General features: G+C 31.3%; 8 protein-coding genes. 7 read left to right on the forward strand and 1 reads right to left on the reverse strand.

What is annotated here, in order from left to right; translation table 11 throughout:
• Positions 1-6: 6 nt before the first annotated feature.
• A complete protein-coding gene (locus ACTT90_RS00055) occupies positions 7-843 on the forward strand; it encodes an AAA family ATPase (protein ID WP_440936869.1) in 837 nt (278 codons plus the stop codon).
• Here the strand turns inward: ACTT90_RS00055 and ACTT90_RS00060 are convergent.
• Positions 840-9986, reverse strand: a complete 9147-nt coding sequence (locus tag ACTT90_RS00060) for an autotransporter-associated beta strand repeat-containing protein (protein ID WP_440936870.1) — start codon at positions 9984-9986, stop codon at positions 840-842. The genes ACTT90_RS00055 and ACTT90_RS00060 overlap by 4 nt on opposite strands.
• Positions 9987-10049: 63 nt before the next feature.
• Between ACTT90_RS00060 and ACTT90_RS00065 the strand changes: the two genes are divergently transcribed.
• From ACTT90_RS00065 to ACTT90_RS00090, 6 genes are all read left to right on the forward strand, one after another.
• Positions 10050-10997, forward strand: a complete 948-nt coding sequence (locus ACTT90_RS00065; RefSeq protein ID WP_440936871.1) for a LysR family transcriptional regulator — start codon at positions 10050-10052, stop codon at positions 10995-10997.
• Between the two features lie 62 nt (positions 10998-11059).
• Positions 11060-11623 (forward strand): invasion associated locus B family protein, encoded by a 564-nt coding sequence (locus ACTT90_RS00070; RefSeq protein WP_440936872.1) that lies wholly within the window; start codon positions 11060-11062, stop codon positions 11621-11623.
• A gap of 7 nt (positions 11624-11630) precedes the next feature.
• Positions 11631-13631: a CHASE2 domain-containing protein gene (locus ACTT90_RS00075; RefSeq protein WP_440936873.1), complete on the forward strand. Its 2001-nt coding sequence runs from the start codon at positions 11631-11633 to the stop codon at positions 13629-13631.
• Positions 13631-15028: a tetratricopeptide repeat protein gene (locus ACTT90_RS00080; RefSeq protein WP_440936874.1), complete on the forward strand. Its 1398-nt coding sequence runs from the start codon at positions 13631-13633 to the stop codon at positions 15026-15028. Before ACTT90_RS00075 ends, ACTT90_RS00080 begins: the two co-directional genes overlap by 1 nt.
• A gap of 25 nt (positions 15029-15053) precedes the next feature.
• On the forward strand, positions 15054-17753 hold the full coding sequence (locus tag ACTT90_RS00085) for a FecR family protein (protein ID WP_440936875.1): 2700 nt from the start codon (positions 15054-15056) through the stop codon (positions 17751-17753).
• Positions 17740-18444 carry a hypothetical protein gene (locus ACTT90_RS00090; protein ID WP_440936876.1) on the forward strand — a complete coding sequence of 235 codons (705 nt, stop codon included), beginning with the start codon at positions 17740-17742 and terminating at the stop codon, positions 18442-18444. The genes ACTT90_RS00085 and ACTT90_RS00090 overlap by 14 nt, the downstream gene beginning before the upstream one ends.
• Position 18445: the final 1 nt, after the last annotated feature.

Consider the following 18445-nt stretch of genomic DNA (forward strand, 5'->3'; position numbering starts at 1 on the left):
AAATCAATGAGTGATGACCTTCAAAAAAATATCGATGAAATAAATAAGCTACCAGGTCTAAAAAGAGTTAAAGATGAGGTAAAAAGTTTAGTTGCTTTCTTACAAAGTTCCAAAGAGAGAAAAGATCAAGGTTTGGGTGATGGTCCCGCTCTGACACTTCATCTAATTTTTTCAGGAAACCCAGGTACTGGAAAAACTACAGTAGCTAGAATACTGGCTGCAATTTATAGAGATCTTGGTTTAATTCAAGGAGGGAAACTTATTGAAGTAACTAGAAGTGATCTTGTTGTAGCGGAAAAAGGAAAAACTGCCGAAAGAGCTGCAGACAAGTTTAATCAAGCTATAGATAATGTTTTGTTTATTGATGAGGCTTACACTCTAATTAATAAAAAAGATCCAAATGATAATGGTCAAGAAGCAATAGATGAATTGCTAAAATATATGGAAGATTATAGAGATAGATTAATTGTCATTGTTGCAGGATATGAAATAAATATGAGAGATTTTATTGCAGCTAATGCTGGATTAGCATCTAGATTTAAAAGAAATATTATTTTTGAAAATTATAATGATCTAGAACTTTATCAAATATTTTACAAAATGTGTCGTGATAACAATTATATGATAGCCAACGATGCAAGTGCTCCAATTAAAACTGCTTGTAAAAAAGTAATCGAAATTACTGGTGATAGATATTCAAATGCTAGAGATGTTAGAAGATTTTTTGAAAGTTGTGTCCAATATCAATCATTAAGATTATCCAAAAAAGAAAATAAAACTAAAATGGATTTAATGATGATTAAAAAAGATGATGTGGAAGCTTCAATAAAAAATTTTGCCTAAATAGCATTTCTCGAAATAAAAAATCTTAACACAAATCTTCTAGCGATTTCATAAGTTAATATAATAAACGCAATAAAAGTTAATAATGGCATATAATTTAAAAATTTCTTGTAACCAAAATATAATTCTTGCAAAGCTGTAGTTTCATCAATTTGAATTTGGTGTAATCTTTCAGCAATTAAATGAACTTGTGGCTCAGATAATTTTTCACATCTATCTAAAATCTTATATAGTTGTAATTTATCATAATAGTTAATCAATTTTTTAAGTTTTTTCTTAACTATATAACAATTAGCATCTAAATTTTTATAGACATCATTTACTGTTAACTTTTTCTTGACTATTAAACTGTCACTCATACTTTTGTAAACTTGACCAACTTCTGATTGGGTAGGATTATCTTTTAAAACAATTTCTATATTTTTTTCTAATTCATCTAAAGATTTTTCTCCGTCTTTAATGGTTCTTTCATCTTGTGTCTCTGGTAAAAATATTTCAGTAATATCTTCTTCATCAGATTTTTTAGCTATAACAGGTGGAATTTTTCCCTCACTAAATTCACCAAACAGTTTTCTAAAAGTTAAAGAAAATATATTTGAGTCCATATCGCTATGTTCATTTTGCATCATAAAAGCATTAGCCATAAAACTAGTATCAGTTTCTTTGTTTAAAAAATTATAACCTAAACCAACTGAATAATATGTTTCTTGATCTCTAGGTAAATCAACATTAAAAGATGACCCTGAAGTAAACCTTGCATTTGAAGTTGTGCCTTCTAAAAAATGATCTTGTGATGCAAACATTGCAACACTAAATTCATTATTTAAATTATTTTTTTCACTAAAATCCTTTGCGATTGAGAGACCAATTTCAGGTTTTAAAACAAATATATTTTCATTATCAATTGTGAGAGCTAATTCTCCCCCTGTTTCCTCAGTATCACTTTTAATTACATAAGTTGAATTTATTTTAGCAGATGGAGCAAGACTTAATCCAGCAATATCAATTTTTTTAATGTATTGGGCTTCTTGATTAAAACCAATATCCCAATAGTCAGAGACATATTTGTCATTTACAGAAGTGCCAAATACTGAAACATTTCTTTCACTTTCAGTTTTCGAAACATACATTCCAGAAATTAAATTTAAACCATATTTATCTTCGTCATATTGTCGAAATAGAGATGCATGCAAAGAGTAGGTTTTCGATTCACCATAATTGTTGTTATAGTCTGTATCTGTTCCAGTAAACCCATAAGAATATCCTGTGAATTTATTTTCCTCATTTTTAAATTGTTGTCCAAAAAGAACACCTGTAGTTTCTGACTCATATCCTGTATAGCTTGAGCCTATATTGTCTCTTTTTGCAGTTGTTCCATAAGTTCTGATAAAAGTAGAGCTATCATCAGATTTAAAATTATTAAAGATCGATTTATTTTTGTTGTTTTTTATAAAACCTAGAATATTTGTGTCTGAGTAATCATAATATTCATTAAATTTTTTCTTATCTTTAAATAAACCTGCTTGTTGTAATGATGAAAAAGTTAATTCATCTGTATTGTTAGCAAAACTACTGACTAATGATGTGTTAACATTTGAAGATGTAACACTATTTAGGGCTCTATTAAAATGACCATGGTTCAAAACAGGCTGATTGTATGCTGTAGCAAAAATTGTCCCTTCTAATTTGTCTAACTCGGTATTAACTGAATTTGTGTTCGAAGATTTTAATACATTCGCTACTTCTAATATTTTTCCTGCTGTAGCAGCATCAAATATTGCAGCTACATCTTTAAATTCTGAATTAGTTGTTAAACTTGCAACTGTATTAGATACTGCCACGGCATTATCTTCAATTTCTAAAAATACTTTTCTGTTTACAGTATCATAAGAAATTGACGTAGTTGCATCACCAAGATTACTGCTATTATTTGTAGTCGTAGAAGCAAAAGTTCCTGACAAAGTATTTCCCGATCCATCCGAACCATCAAATATTGTAAAAGTAATATCTGAATATGTGCCACTAGCAGGTTCTAAAACTAAAGAACCAGCTAAAGTTATATTTCCATCAACAACAACTTTATCTGCACTTGTTGTATTAAATTCAATTGTTGTTGTTGAAGAACTATCTAGCTCAAGATTTCCATCTATAGTTAAAGTTCCAATACTATTTCCTGGCGCTAAAGATCCACCAGTTGAAGTAACATTACCACCTATTTTACCACCACCACCTAATGTAGCTCCAGCTAAAGTAATATTGTTTGAAAATATTGTAGTAGAAGAATCATCTGCTGTTCCAGCATAAATTGTACCACTATTAAATGAAATCGGTCCAGAGATATCATTGTTACCCCTAAACGTCATTGTACCTGAACCTGAGTATGTAAATCCTCCGCTACCTCTTAATCTTCCAGAAAAAGTTTTTGTTCCAGATCCATTAATTGTTAGAACTTTAGAACTTGCAACATCTACATTACCTGCATCAGCTAACGATGCTGCTGTAACACTTTCATCTAAATCAAATTCTGCACCACTCTCAATAATAAGTTCAGTTGATGAATTAATACTTCCTCCTGAAGCTAACTGTAAAATTCCCTCTGTAACTCTAGTCTCACCAGTATAATTATGCGATCCTCTTAAAATTGACCTTACAGATCCCATCTTTTTAAACCCACCAGACCCTGCTAAGCCATAAATATCATTATTAGCTGTACCTGGGTTTACTGTTAGCATTCTTCCGCTTGCAATTGTTGTTGTAGTTCCGCTACTTGAAGCAAAATCTGCTACAGTAATATTTTCATTAACATTAAGTGAGCCTGAACTTACAGTCATATCAGCACTTGAATTAACTGCTGAAGTTGAGTTTAAGTTCATAGTACCACCACTTAAAGTAACTCCAGTAGTATTAGAAAGAGCACCGGTAACTGTTAAAGTTCCAGCTGATATTGTAGTAGCTCCAGAATAACTTCCTGTACCTGCAAAAGTTGTTGTGCCTGATGAAGTTTTAGATAATGCTCCAGCTCCACCTAGTGTTGCTGATGAGGCAATTGTTCCTGAGCTTAAAGTATGCTGGTTAGATGCATTAATAGTTCCTCCACTAATTGTACCTGAAGTTAAATTTACATTTGCAACAGTGTCAGTATTTGAATTTAAATTTAAAGTACCACTGTTTTCTACAGTAAGATCTTCATCATCAGGTAAAAAATTAGATGCTGCCATTGTTACAGTAGTGCTAGCACCGGATATTCTCGTATTAATATTATCATTTGAACTATCTGTGGTATCGATAAATGCACCGAGTGTATGTGATGCTGCTATAACTATATCTCCTTGACCTTTGACTTTACCTGTATGTGATGAAATATCTGTAACAGTTAAAATATTATCACTTTGAATGTGAATTCCGCCAGCTCCAGAAACTGTGTTTACAGTATTGTCTTCAGCTACATAAAGTCTAGAAGCTGCTCCATTTAAAGTAATATTAGCTGTGCTTAATAAAGCATCTTCAGATTCTAAATATAATCTTCCATCTCCAGAGACATTTATTGTTGTAGAGTCAATTGAAGATCCACTTTGAAGTCTTAATTGACCATTTGTAATAGAAGTAGTTCCTGTATAAGTACTATCTCCAGTTAGATTTAATCTACCCTCACCTTTTTTTGTAAAACCACCAGCACCAGAAATAATACCACCAATAGTTCTTGTAGTTGATGATCCATCTGCGTCACCAGTTGTTAATGTTTTTGAGCTAGCAATTTCAATATTACCATTACCAAAAACGCTTCCTATCTCATCAGTTTCGTCAACATCATAAACAGCACCAGAAGCTACTGATACAATAGTATTATCATTTAAAGTTCCTGAAACAGTTAATCTTCCATTGCTAATTGTTGTGTTTCCAGAATAAGTATTTGTTCCACTTAATGTTAACGTGCCAGAACCTAATTTTCTTAAATTACCTGAGCCTGAAACTACTCCCGACACGCTAGTATTGCCCGAATTTCCTGCAGATAAGGTTACGGAACTTGCAATATCGATTGTACCAGCGCCAGCTATAGAGCCAACTTGATCAGTTGCATCTACATCATAAGTTGCTCCTGAGCTAACTGTTACATTAGTTGAATTATTTAAAGATCCAGTTACTCTTAATGTTCCTTCAGTAATTGAAGTGTTACCTGAATAAGTATTAGTTCCTGACAATATTGCAATACCGTTACCAGTTTTATTCAGCGCACTACTCCCACTTACAACGCCACTTAACGTTAATTGTGTTCCATCAACATCTAAACCAGAATCAGCAAGCAATTGAACTCCTCCAGCAAAAGAACTTGTTCCTGTTGAAGTTGCAATATTACCAGAGTTTCTTAATGTTTCAGTTGTTGAGTAATTTACATTTTGAAAATCAATAGTTGCTCCAGATTGAACAATGGTAGTGTTAGTTGTATCTCCTAACGCATTATTGGCTGTAACAGCAATTGTTCCCGCAACAACTGTTACTCCTCCAGAAAAAGTATTGTTACCTGATAATGTTAAAGTTCCTGTACCTTGTTTAGTTATTCCTCCAGTACCAGAACCTGTGCTTTGAATTACTCCAGAAAAAATTGTAGAAGAATTATCACCACCAACAGTTAATTGGGACTTGTGTTCAATGTCTAGTGTACCTGCTCCTGCAATTGATCCTATAGTTTCATCTCCACTAGTATCAAATGTTGCGCCAGACGAAACTGTTACAGCTTGCGTATCATTTAATGAACCAGATAATACCACACTACCATCCGTAATTGCTAGAGTTCCAGAATGCGTGTTTGTTCCAGACAATATTAAATCACCATCCCCTGCTTTTGTTAAAGTTCCAGAACCAGTAATAATACCTTGTAAAGTTGAAGTTGTTGATGATGCAGTGTTAATAGTTCCAGCACCTGTCATCGTAACGCCTCTATTGGCACTAAAAGTAACTCCCGAAGTAATAGTTAAACCACCACCATTAAATATTATGTTGTCAGCATCTGCAGCTCCTGGAGTAGAACCCAAATTATTCTCTGCTGATATACTTAAGTTACCAGCTCTAATTGTTGTGTTTCCGCTATAAGAATTTGTACCACTTAATGTTAAAGTACCTGTTCCTGATTTAACAATAGAACTTGTTCCGGTACTATCTGTTATAGCACCTGCATAAGTAGTATTACTACTTTGATTGATTGTTAGTGTGGTATTTCTTAAATCTATTGAACCAGTAGAGGTACCCGTTAGAGATGCAATAGTATCACTAGAACTCATATTTAAAGTTCCTTGAACATCTAAATTTACTGTATCAGTAAAACTACCTTCACCTGAAATAAAATTAGCAGTGGCATATCTATCAATATCTAAAGTTCCAGTTCCAGTAACTTGATCTCTAAAATCATACTCTCTAGTATTTGAACCTTCTGCCTTCAAAGTAAAAGTATTACTTCCTAAAGCAACTGCAGTTGTAGTGTTTCCATCAGCACTACCAAAAAATATTTTTCCAGATACGCTAGATCCGTTTGGTCTCATTAAAACAGATGCATTAGAATTTAAAGTAACAGTTCCTGTAAGTGTTGCATTTGATCCTGAACTTGTTGTTAAAGTTGCTGCTGTTCCCCCATTCAAGTTATTGTTACCTGAACCTGCTAAATTGATATCCACTCCATAAGTTCTTCCACCTCCTGTGCCTGGATATAAATTTAAAGAACCACCACTTTGAACTGTAACAGATTTTCCTGATGCAAATGAATTACTATTTATTGATGCTACTCCAGTGTTTCCTACTGTTACATCAAAATTATAGGCATTTGATGTACCACTTAAAAATCTGAATTGACCTCCATTAATTGTTACATCTCCTGTAAGATCGTGGGTATTGGCAGCTCCTAATGCAAATATACCAGATCCAGTTTTTGTTAAATTATTATCTCCCTTAATATCTCCATTGTAATTAACTCTTCCACTTGAATTACTTACATTAATTATCGCACTATCATGAGTTATATCTATACCCCTGTCAGTATCTAAAGTAATTGTTCCAGAATTTGAAAATTGTAATGTTCCATTTCCAATTTGAATATTATCATCATCAAATGAACCAGGGTCTACACCAAAGCTAGCATCGGCTGGAACAACTAATGTACCACCAGTTATAGCAACACCTCCAACAATTTGATTTGATGATCCCAAAGTTAGTGTTCCATTTTGAACTGTTAATCCTTTAGCGCTTGTTGAACCAAAACCAGTTATGTTACCAAGTATTGTTTGAGATCCTGCTCCAGTTTTAAATAATTGACCATCCCCATAACCAGGCCCTGCAACATTTGCATTAGTTGAAAGTGTTCTTCCTGTTGCAACGTTTAAAGTATAATCTCTATCTCTTGTACCAACACTATCAAAAAAAACTTCTGGAGTAAAACCGTCGCCAGCTACATCACCATCTATACCACCAATAGTAATATTAGAGTCATTTTTAAAATATACATTTGGAGTAGATGAAGGTGATTGGAAAACTAGTTCTGTTGTTGTTGGAACAGTTCCATTAATATTAAAAGTACCACCAGAAACAATTGTATTACCTGTATAAGTGTTTGTTCCGTATAAATCTAATTTTTGATTTCCAGATTTAATGATATCTGCAACACCAACAACAGAATTATTAACTGTAATATCATTAGCAGCTAAGAACGTTAGATTTCCTGTACCACTAAATGCATTACCTGAGCTTGGAGAAAAAGTCATTGTACCACTTGTTGCTGAAACTGTTGCGCCACCATCAACTGTAATTGTACTTGAGTAAGTATTGCTGCCCCCAGTATTAATTAAAGCACCTGAGTTAGAAAGATCACCTGTTCCATTTCCAGAAATTGTAATTGCATTAGAGAGACTTTGCTTAACTCTCATTTCACCGCCTGAATTAATATCTATATCAGCACCACTATTAATTGACGAATAAGCACCTAAAATAAATTTACCACCACTATTAATAGTTATATCTGTGTTCGCTAAAGAAGCTGTCTCTGATGAAGTACCTTTAATTCTTAATGTTCCAGCATTAATAACTGTGGAACCCGTGTAAGTATTGGCCCCTTGTAATTGAAGTTCTCCAGCACCAGTTTTTATTATTCCTGATGCAACTGTAGTTGGGTAAGTACTGCCAACCCCATCTTGGATATTAGCATTAATTGTTAAATCAACACTTGAGTCTGAGGTAGCATCAGCCACGTTAAATGTAACATCTCTACTTCCAGCAGCGTTGTTATGAGTTAATGAAATTGTGCCATCACCAGATGTACTATTAATGGTAGATGCACTAGATCCGCCAACAGTTACAGTACCGTCTAAACCTAAAGCTATTTCAGCGCCACTATAAGAATGTCCATCTGATATATTTATTGTTCCACCATTTAAAGTCGTATTACCTAAAATTGAAATATGTCCACTTTCATTTGTAAATGTTCCATTTAAAACCATTGATGGCCTTGAAGAAGCATTGCTCGTTCCAAAAATGTCATGAGTATCTGCAATCAAAGTACCATTAACAGTAACTGTTCCAGCAGTTATAGTATTTTGAGAACCTTCAATTTCTAATGTAGCATTAGAACCAACAGTTATATTTCCAGTCCCAATATTAATTTTGTCCTCAACCTCTACTTTACCTGAACCTGTAATAGTTAAGCTGTTATTTTCTGAGCCTTGACTTGTAATTACTGTATCAGAATCTCCATCATACAATCTTAAAGTATCACCAGAAGCTACACCAATACTTGCATCTGCATTTAATTGAATTGTTGAATTATTAAACGCTGTATTATCTGATCCACCTTCAGAAAGATATAAAGCCCCAACATTTCCAACTCCTGTTCCTTCAATTGTAATTACTCTCGTATTAGATTGAAAATTTTTATCATCTAAATCTAAAGTAGCACCACTTAAAACATTTACTGTCTGAGAACTTGTGCCGGCTGTACTTGCAATTCTGAACGTACCAGCGTTAATATTAATTGTACCATTAAATGGATTTGAACCTGTAATAGTTAACCGGCCAGAACCTGATTTATTCCAAATACCAGAACCAGTCACGCTTCCAGTTAATGTTTGATTACTCGAAGAATTAAAAGTTAATGTTCCACTGTTTGAAATTGTACCTGCATAGGACGCACTTGCACCTAACGTTCCTGTTATCTCTAAAGTTCCTGCACTAATTGTTGTATTACCAGTATAAGTATTTGCACCTGCTAAAACTAAAGTACCAGCTCCAGATTTTGTAATACTTGCTGCAGGCTTGTTTGTTGGCCATCCCAATGTTCCACCTTGTCCATTAACCAAGGGTGCATTTACATTTAAAGTAGAATTTGAACCAATTGTAAAATTTCTATTAGCTGGAGTATCACTACCAGTACCAAGACCATAAGTTCCATTATTTGTTGCATTGAAATTTGCTGTAGCATTCATACCTAGAGTAATATCTCCATCCAAATTCATTCCAGCAATCGCTGTTCCTCCTGAAGAATGATTACCATTAGTGGTAATCGTTGCACCATTAACCAAAGTTACAGCACCAATGTGATTAAAACGATTTGAACCATTTGCTAGAGTCCCACCAGCTGTAAATGTAACTGTAGGTGAATTTGCCTGATGATTTCCAAAAATATCATGTCTATTTAAAGTCAGTGTTGAATTAGCATTTCTAATTTCAATTGCTGTTAAAGCTGCGGTAGTACCTGTAATTGTAATATCACCACCGTTAAGATTTAATGTTCCTGTAATTGAGTTAGTTCCAGCAAGAGTTAAGTTTGTAGTCCCAGTAACAGCAAGAGTTCCTCCTCCAGAAAAATTTCTGCTATAAGTTCTAGTTCCTAAATTACTTAAAGTATATGTTGCATTAATTGTATTGTTTGAACCAGAAGCACCAGTTAAAATCCATTGTGTAACATTATGGGTGGTATTGGTATTTACAGTAATAGCGTATGTAAAATTAGTATTAATAAGTGATAATACTAAACTTAAAAAGAAAACTTTTTTTAATTTTTGAAAATGGGTAATGCTAATTAAACAAGAACAATTATTAGTTAAAATCTTTACAGATTCTTTAATATTATTTTTAATTAGAGCATACTTCGAATCATAGTTTTTCAACCCTTGATTTAATAATAAAATTTGTATATATAAATTGTTTATATATAAAAAAATTCTATATTTATGATCAAAAACCTTGATTTTTTAAGCCCAAGATTTCTGCAATACTTTTCAACTGTAGTTGAAACAGGAAGTATCCTAGCAGCAAGTGAAGAGATCAATGTTTCCCAACCATCCATAACAAGAGTTATTCAAATTATAGAAAAAAATTTAAACACAAAATTATTTGTTAGAAATAAAAAAGGTGTCAAACTTACAGAAGATGGTCAGGAATTTTATTTAAATGTAAAAACAATTTTAAGTCATAGTGAAAAAGCAATAGCAAGCATTCAGTCAAATAAAGTTTCAATTCAAGATGAAAACATAGAATTTAAAATTGGCCTTGCAAATACATTGTCACAAACTCACAAAGAAAGAATTCTTTGGGTTCTAAAAAGAAATAATTTTGACAAAAGATTTAAAATTTCAGAAGAAGAAAGTTTTACTCTAAATGAAAAAATCTTAGAGAATGAAATCGATTATGCATTTACTTGTATTCCAATTTCAAAAAAAAATATTAACAAAATAAATTTATACAATGATAATTTTTGTGTCGCTTTTTACAAAGGTCATGAATTTCAAAATTTAAAAACAGTTGATATTGAAAAAGTTAGATCTACTCCAAATTATATTTTTAGAAATACTTGCGAATTTTTTTATTACGAACATATGAAGAGAACTAACAAAACTCCATCATATGATGAGATAAGAGATATTATTTCAAATAGAAAAAAAGCTGGTAAGAATAGAGATGTAATTTATACAAACAGTGATACTACAGCAGCTTCGTGTATTAGAGCTGGAATGGGTATTGCTGTCATTCCTGAAAGTGTAGCTATAGATCAAAAACTTCTTTATAGACCCATTTCAAAGCCCGCACTTTCAAGAGAAATATGTCTAATTCGAAATATTAAGAATAAAAAAGAATTAGATGCTAAAAAATCAACATTAAGAAATGCTATTTGGCTTTAATTTTTGATCTATAATTAAATTACCTTTTTACTTTAGAAAATAAAATATTATAAATAAACCTTATGATATTTAAAAAACTTCACTTAAAAATTCTTGTTTTACTTTTTTCATTATTTCTTACTCAAACTGTAAATAGTGATGAAAGTAAAAACCAACCAAACTCTCTAACAAAACAATATAGAGATTGGGTTTACAGATGTGTAAATGTAAATAAAAAAAATCAGTGTGAAATTGTTCAAACGTTAACAATTAATAATACAAACATTCAATTCTCATTTGCTTTTTCAAATTTCATTAATGATGAAAATGAACTTAAGGAAGTATTTAACATAATTACTCCTCTAGGTGTAAATGTACAAAAAAAAGTTGAAGTAAAATTTCATGAAGGTACTGCGGTAAATTTAACTTTTAATAAATGTGAAGTATTTGGTTGTGTAATAAGTTTAACAAATAATAGCAAAGATGATGCAGTTGTAAGTTTGTTTAAACAAATTAAAGCTTCAATGAACAAATCAGCTTTTTTTGAACTTAGTATTGATGCATTTCAACAAGAGCCACTTGTAATCAAAAGTTCATTACAAGGATTTAACAACGCTTATAAGGAATTAAGTAAATCGAAAAGCTAATCTTTAAATGAACAATGTAAAAAAATATTCTGGCATTGTTTTATTAATCCTTTTAATTCTCGCAAAAATTCAAGACAGCAACTTTGTAATGAAAGTTGAAAATATTTCTTATGATATTTATCAAACTCTATTTATGGAAAAAAGTAACTACGATGAGGTTGTCATTGTAGATATTGATGAAAAAAGTATAGGGGAAATTGGGCAATTTCCATGGAGAAGAGATGTTTTTGCAAAACTAATTAATAGATTAAATCAATATCAAGCATCTGTTATTGCATTTGATATTTTCTTTAGTGAAGAAGATAAACAAAATCCAAAAAGAATTTTAGAGGAATTTAATATAGAAAATAATGAAGTGATTGATAGTGATCAATCACTTCTTGAAAGCATTAAAGGATCAAATGTAGTTCTTGCAGTTCTTGGGGATGTATCAGCTTATAACAAAGATAATCAATCAAAACCTAAAACAAATATTATTTCTCGTGGAATGGATGCTTCAGAATATGTTTATAGTTTTAAAAATAAAATCACTTCACTAGAAAAATTTAACGATGTAACAGCAGGAATAGGAACAATTTCTTATCTTGATAGTCCAGATGCAGTTTTAAGATCAGTTCCGATTGTATTAAAAATTGATGGTGATATTTGGCCTGCTCTTAGCTTGGAAAGTTTAAGAGTTCTTCATGGACATAAAAGTATTTTAATTAATTCTGATGAAACGGGAATTAATTTAATTAAAACTAGAAAATATCAAATTGAGCCAGATCCTAATGCAATTGTTTACATAAACTATAAAGAGTTCAACAAAGAAAATTATATCCCAGCAGTTGATGTTTTAAACATGAGCGTTAATGCAAATAAACTCAAAAATAAAATGGTTATTATAGGTAGTTCAGCACAAGGTTTATTTGATTTTGTAAAAATTCCAAATGGTGATGTAATTCCTGGTGTTCAAACTCATGCTCATTTGATTGAAAATATTGTCAATAATGATTTTATAATAAAAAATTTATACACAACTATTGTAGAAAATCTTTTACTTATTGTATCTTTAATACTTGTTTTAATTGTTCCAAACAAAATTTTACCTAAATTCAGCATAGTTTTTTTTAGTGGATTGGTTTTAATTCTAATTGTATCAAGTATGATTGTTTATCAGTTTAACTACTTTGTTGATGTACTTTATATAATTGCAAGCTCCTCATTATTATTCTTAACCACTCTTTACTTTAGATACTTAAGAGAAAATGAAATTGCTCTTGAAAATGAAAAGAAACAAATTGTATTAAAACAAGAAAGAGAGATTGCAGGCGAAGTGCAGAAAAAATTATTTCCAGGCGATTTTTCAAATAAAGATTTAATTTTTGCAAAAAATGTTCCTGCAAAAGATGTGTCTGGCGATTACTATGATTACATTTCTATCAATGAAAATGAGGTTTATTTCACTCTAGCTGATGTATCAGGTAAAGGTGTAAAAGCTGGTATTTTGATGGCTAATGCAGCCGCTGTATTTAGATCAATGGCTAAACTTGAAAAATCAGTGTCAAGTATTGCTCAATTTGTTAATAACCAAGTAGCCGACAATTCCTATCAAGGTATGTTTATCACTGCAGTAATAGGGAAATTAAATATAGAGAAAAAAGAAATTGAATATATAAACCTCGGACACGAGCCAATAATGATTTTCGATAAAGAATATAAATTTGAATACTTAAAATCTACCTTACCACCACTTGGGATAATGAGCATGGATGATGAAAACTTCTTTCAGACTAATAAAGTAAACATTCAGGACAAAAATTTAATGATTTATACCGATGGAGTTACTGAAGGATATTTAGAAAATGGAGATGAGCTTCAAGTAAAAGGTCTTGAGCAGGAATTAATTAAGAATAAATTTATTAAACCTACTGAGATCATAGATCACATAAGTAAAATTTTAACTAAAATAAATGCACCTTTAAGAGATGACGTAACGTGTATAGTTGTTTCGGGCCACAATAATTAATGAAAAAAATATTCTTAATTACTTTAATCTTATCTCTGACTATTCAAGCTAAAGCTGAAGTCACTTATCTTGAAATTTTAAAAAATCCAACAGACTTAAGATTAAATCTTCAGTATGCTAAAGAACAAGAGACATTAGGTGAATTTAAAAGTGTGATTGCCACCCTAGAGAGGCTAACAGCTCTCTACCCCACTAATATAGATTTAAAATTATACTTATTATCAGTTGCAGTTAAAACAGATAGCACGGAAAAAGTTTTAAGATTAATTGATGAAATTAGACAATCTGATGAAATTAATGACGATATTAAAAAAAGAGTAGCTCAGGTATTTGATGATATTAATAAAAAAAGAATTGATGAAGAGAAAAATATTGCTCGTCAACAAGCGAGAGAAATTGTTGAGGAAGAAGAAAGAAAAAGATCTCAGTTAGCTGACAATAAGAGTAGCTGGACTTTTTATCAAGATTTTGGATGGAAAACAGCAATACACTCTAATGTTGGAAACATATCTAGCTCAGGTACTCAATTTTCTGCTGGAAGTGTCGTCAATATGACTGGTATTGAAGGTGATAATATCGAAACTATAAATACTTTAACTGGAGCAATTTATCAAATTGATGATAGCTCCAACATTTCACTATCAGCGGGCACTTCTTCTTCAGAACAAAATAGAGGAACTTCTGAAGAAAATGACACTAATACATTTTCATCAAGTTATAGTAAATTTTCAAAATCAAATTCTTTCAGTGCTTCTTATTCTTTTACCGATACCAATACAAGGAGAGCAGCTGATACATATGCAAATAGTTTAAATTTAAATAATACATTCAATTTTAATGATAACCATAAAATAAATGGGGGTTTGACTTTTGCAACAAACAAAGGAAATCAAAATCCATCAAATGCAACTCGTAGAACATCTAATACATGGAAACAAGGTTATTCTCTTGGATACGATTTATTAATGGGAGAAGGTGCACAACATAAATTAAGTTTTAAATATTCTTTTAATGATACGCATGCAATAGCAAACTACAATGGTTTTGATGATCATACTTTTTCAGTTTCTTATACAGAAAACTTACCAATAGGTAATTTTACTATTAGTGCATCTGAAACAGACAAGCAATATGATCAAGCAGACAACTTTGTTAACTCGTCAATAACAAGGGAAGAAAAATCAAACACATATACAGTTTCTTTGAATGGAAATTTAGGCCAAGTTGTTAGATCATCCGCGCCATCAATAAAATTAAATAATTTTCTCAATAATCAATTAAATTCTCTATCATATAATTTATCATGGTCAGAAACGAACAATGAAGGAACTTTACTTCAACACAATTATCACAAAGACACTATTAATTTTGGTCTTACAAAAAGGATTTATTATTAATGAAAAAAGTCTATAAGGATCTCAAATGAAATTACTTTACAAATTTTTAGCCATATTTTTAATATTTTCTAATATTTCGATAGCTGAAGAAATTGGTATTATTGGCTTTGTTATTGGTGATGCTTTTAACCAAAATGGTAAGAAACTCAATGTAGGTGACCCTATTTATTATGGAGATACAATTTCAACTAAAGAAGGAGGGAAATCTCAAATTCTTTTTGTAGATCAAACTGTAATGACTGTTGGCTCTAATACTGAGCTAACGATTGATGAGTTTGTTTATGATGCGGAAAATACCGATGGTAAACTTCTATCGACAATAAAATCAGGAAGTGTAAAAATTTTAACGGGAAAAATTAGTGAAAAAAATCCTGAAAACCTTATTGTAGAAACACCTGCTGGAACTATAGGTACTAGAGGTACAGAGTTCAAAGCAGCGGTTGATCCAGAAACATCGAAAAGTAAAATTTTACTTATTGGACCAGGCCCTAAAAACTCACTAGGATTAAGACCTGGTGCAGTAGAAGTTTCAAACGCAGCTGGAACAGTCTTGCTAGACAAACCTTATTTGTTTACAGAGGTAAATCAAAATACTCCTCCAAGACAACCTGTTATTGTTCCACAAACAGAACTAAAAAAATTTCAAGAATTAGAAATAGAGCCTGATGCTCCTGTTACAGAAAATAATCAGCAAGAAGAGGAAACTCAGTTAGCGCAAAATGAAGAGGAAATTAAAGAATTAATAAAAGCTGAAATTTTTAATGAAGATGAAGATCTTGGAGACCTAGTTTTAGATACATTGGTAACAGCACTTGCTAAAGACGATGGTGGTATTACCGCTCAACTTTTAGGAAAATCTTTTTTAAATAGTGGAAATATTATTCCAAGAACATTAATTCCTGATGACGTGAAAGATCAATTGCCTGAAGGTATTGACATAAACTCTCCTGAAGCAGATGAGTTTTTTGCAAACGAACTTCAAAATGAATTAGAAAAAGTAATGTTGGTTTCTGCAAGAATTGAAGATGTTGAATTTGTTCCAACAGAGTTTAACCAATTTAATGCTAGTTTTAATGATATTAAAGTTCCAATTTTTAATGATGAAACAGGCGATGTCGTGTTTTTAGAAATGGGAGATATAGATTTTAAACCACAATTTGCAGGTTTAAGTGGAAATAGTTTGGATATTGGAGAAACTGTAATACCTGAACAAATTTTTTTAAGAGGACAAGAAAGATTAGCAATAGATTTAGAAAAAGGAAAATTTTTTGAGCAAGAAATTGATCCTCAAATGGAAGCGTTGAATCAACAATTTGAGACTTTAATTGCTACAGGTGCTTCACAACAAGAATTAGATGAAGTTCTTTTCCAAATGGATCAAACAATATTTGAGGCTAATCAAGCTGCACAAGCCTTTGAAGTAGCTACTTTCCAAAATCAATTTGGAAATGAATTTAAACTTGATGTGTTTTCTAATGAAGAGTTTAGCAGAACAAAAGAAAGTTTTATTTTTGATACAAATAAATATTCCAATGAATGGAAAAATGCCTCAGAACAAGGTTTAGTTCCAATATTTGAATTAGATGGAAGTGTAAGTAGATTTGAAAAAGATGAAGCTGATATAGAATGGCAAGTAAGAGATAATCAATATGAACAACTTTTTTCACAACAATTTCCTGATTTATTTCAACTAGAAAAAAAAGCTGAAGAATTGGCATTAGAAGTAGAACAAGAAAGAAAAGCTTTTTCAGCTAGAATAGATCAAGCTAAACAATCAGGAGCTTCAAAAGAAGAACTTGCTCAATTAGCAAATCTAGCAGATCAAGAGCTGAAAAAGAATACAGAGGAATTAGTTCAAACACTAAGTGAGGTAAAAGTAGCGTCTGCTAGAAGAGATGTAATTGAATTAGGCGCAAGTGCATTATCTGCACTAAAAATAGATTTAGAAACTACAGAAAAAAAAGAAACTACAGAAAAAAAAGAAACTAAAGAAAAAACTGAGATTAAAGTTGAGACAGAAGTTAAAAAAGAAACTCCAGTTTTACCGAAAGAAAAATTAGAAGTTCCAATTATATCTTTTGATAAGGCGCTAGGAAGATATTTAGATGCAAGATTTGTGCCCGTTCCTGGTGGTTTACCTATTTTTAGAGGTGATGTTAATACGTTTTCAATTGGAACTACGACTTATGCTGATATGAATACAAGATCAACTGGAACAGACACATATACAGGTACTGCTACAACATTGACAGTTCAGTCGGCTGGCTCTAATGCTGCAAGTGCCGTAAATAGTGTTGGTGATGTTGCGGGATCTTTCACTCCTACTCACACAATTGATTTTAGCAATAGAACAATTAATCAAGGCATAACAGCTAAAGTTCAAATTGGTCAAGCTGGCACAAGATCTTTCACTATTGATAAAGATGTAAATTATACTTCTAGCACATCTGGCAATGTTACGCCTGCCTCATCCTTTAAAGTAAACAGTAGTGGAACAGTAACAGATATTGCAAGTTCAGCAACAGGAGATATTTCAAAAACAGTACCATCTAGTGGCTATGAAGATGGGGCTTCAGCAAATTACTTTGTAACAGTTGAGTCTAATTTTCAAAATCAATCTGGAAGATCTTTTGCTGATACGGTTGATACAACTTTAACAGTTCAAACTGTTGATGGTTCTGATACGAATAAAGTTTCTGGAACAGCATCCAATGGTAGAGATTAAAAAATCTAAAAAAGTAATTCTCTATTTTTTTTTATTTTCAATAATTTTTATTAATAAATCATTAGCTGATATTTATCTCACTAACTGTCAAACTGTTGAAAAGAAAAATGAAACTAAATCGGTTTCAATGGTATTTTCTTTAAATAGAAATAGTGTTGTTATAAATAAAGTAAACAACAATAAAGTTAAGTATAAAATTCAAATTACTCAAATTCATGATAAAAAAAATTTAATCTTTGATGCAAAAAATAATTCTTATACTTTAAATTTTAAACCTGGTTTTTCTTACCTCAAAAAAAATGAAAGTTTTGACGTAAACAATTCCTCAGAAATTAATCTGGTAAGTAAAAGTTTAAATGGAATTAATATAAACTGCACTAAGCCAAAAATGATTAAAAAAGAACAAGGAAAAGATTTAAAGGAAGTAAAGATTGATCAAAAGAAAATTCAAGAAATTATGGAAAAACTTAAAAATAATCAAGGTGTTCAAAACCAAGATTTAAATAAAATCATGGAACAGTTAAATAATTCTAACTCACCTACTAAGATTGATGCATCTCAACTAACAGAACTACTAAAATCAAAAAGTTTTATTGGTCAATTAACTTCAGGAAACACTGTAGATAAAATTAAATCTGAAGATTTTCTTAAGATGATTAAAAGTGAATTTGAAAAACTTATAAATAAATAAA

The sequence above is a fragment of the Candidatus Pelagibacter sp. genome (genome assembly GCF_052049935.1).
GTDB lineage: Bacteria > Pseudomonadota > Alphaproteobacteria > Pelagibacterales > Pelagibacteraceae > Pelagibacter.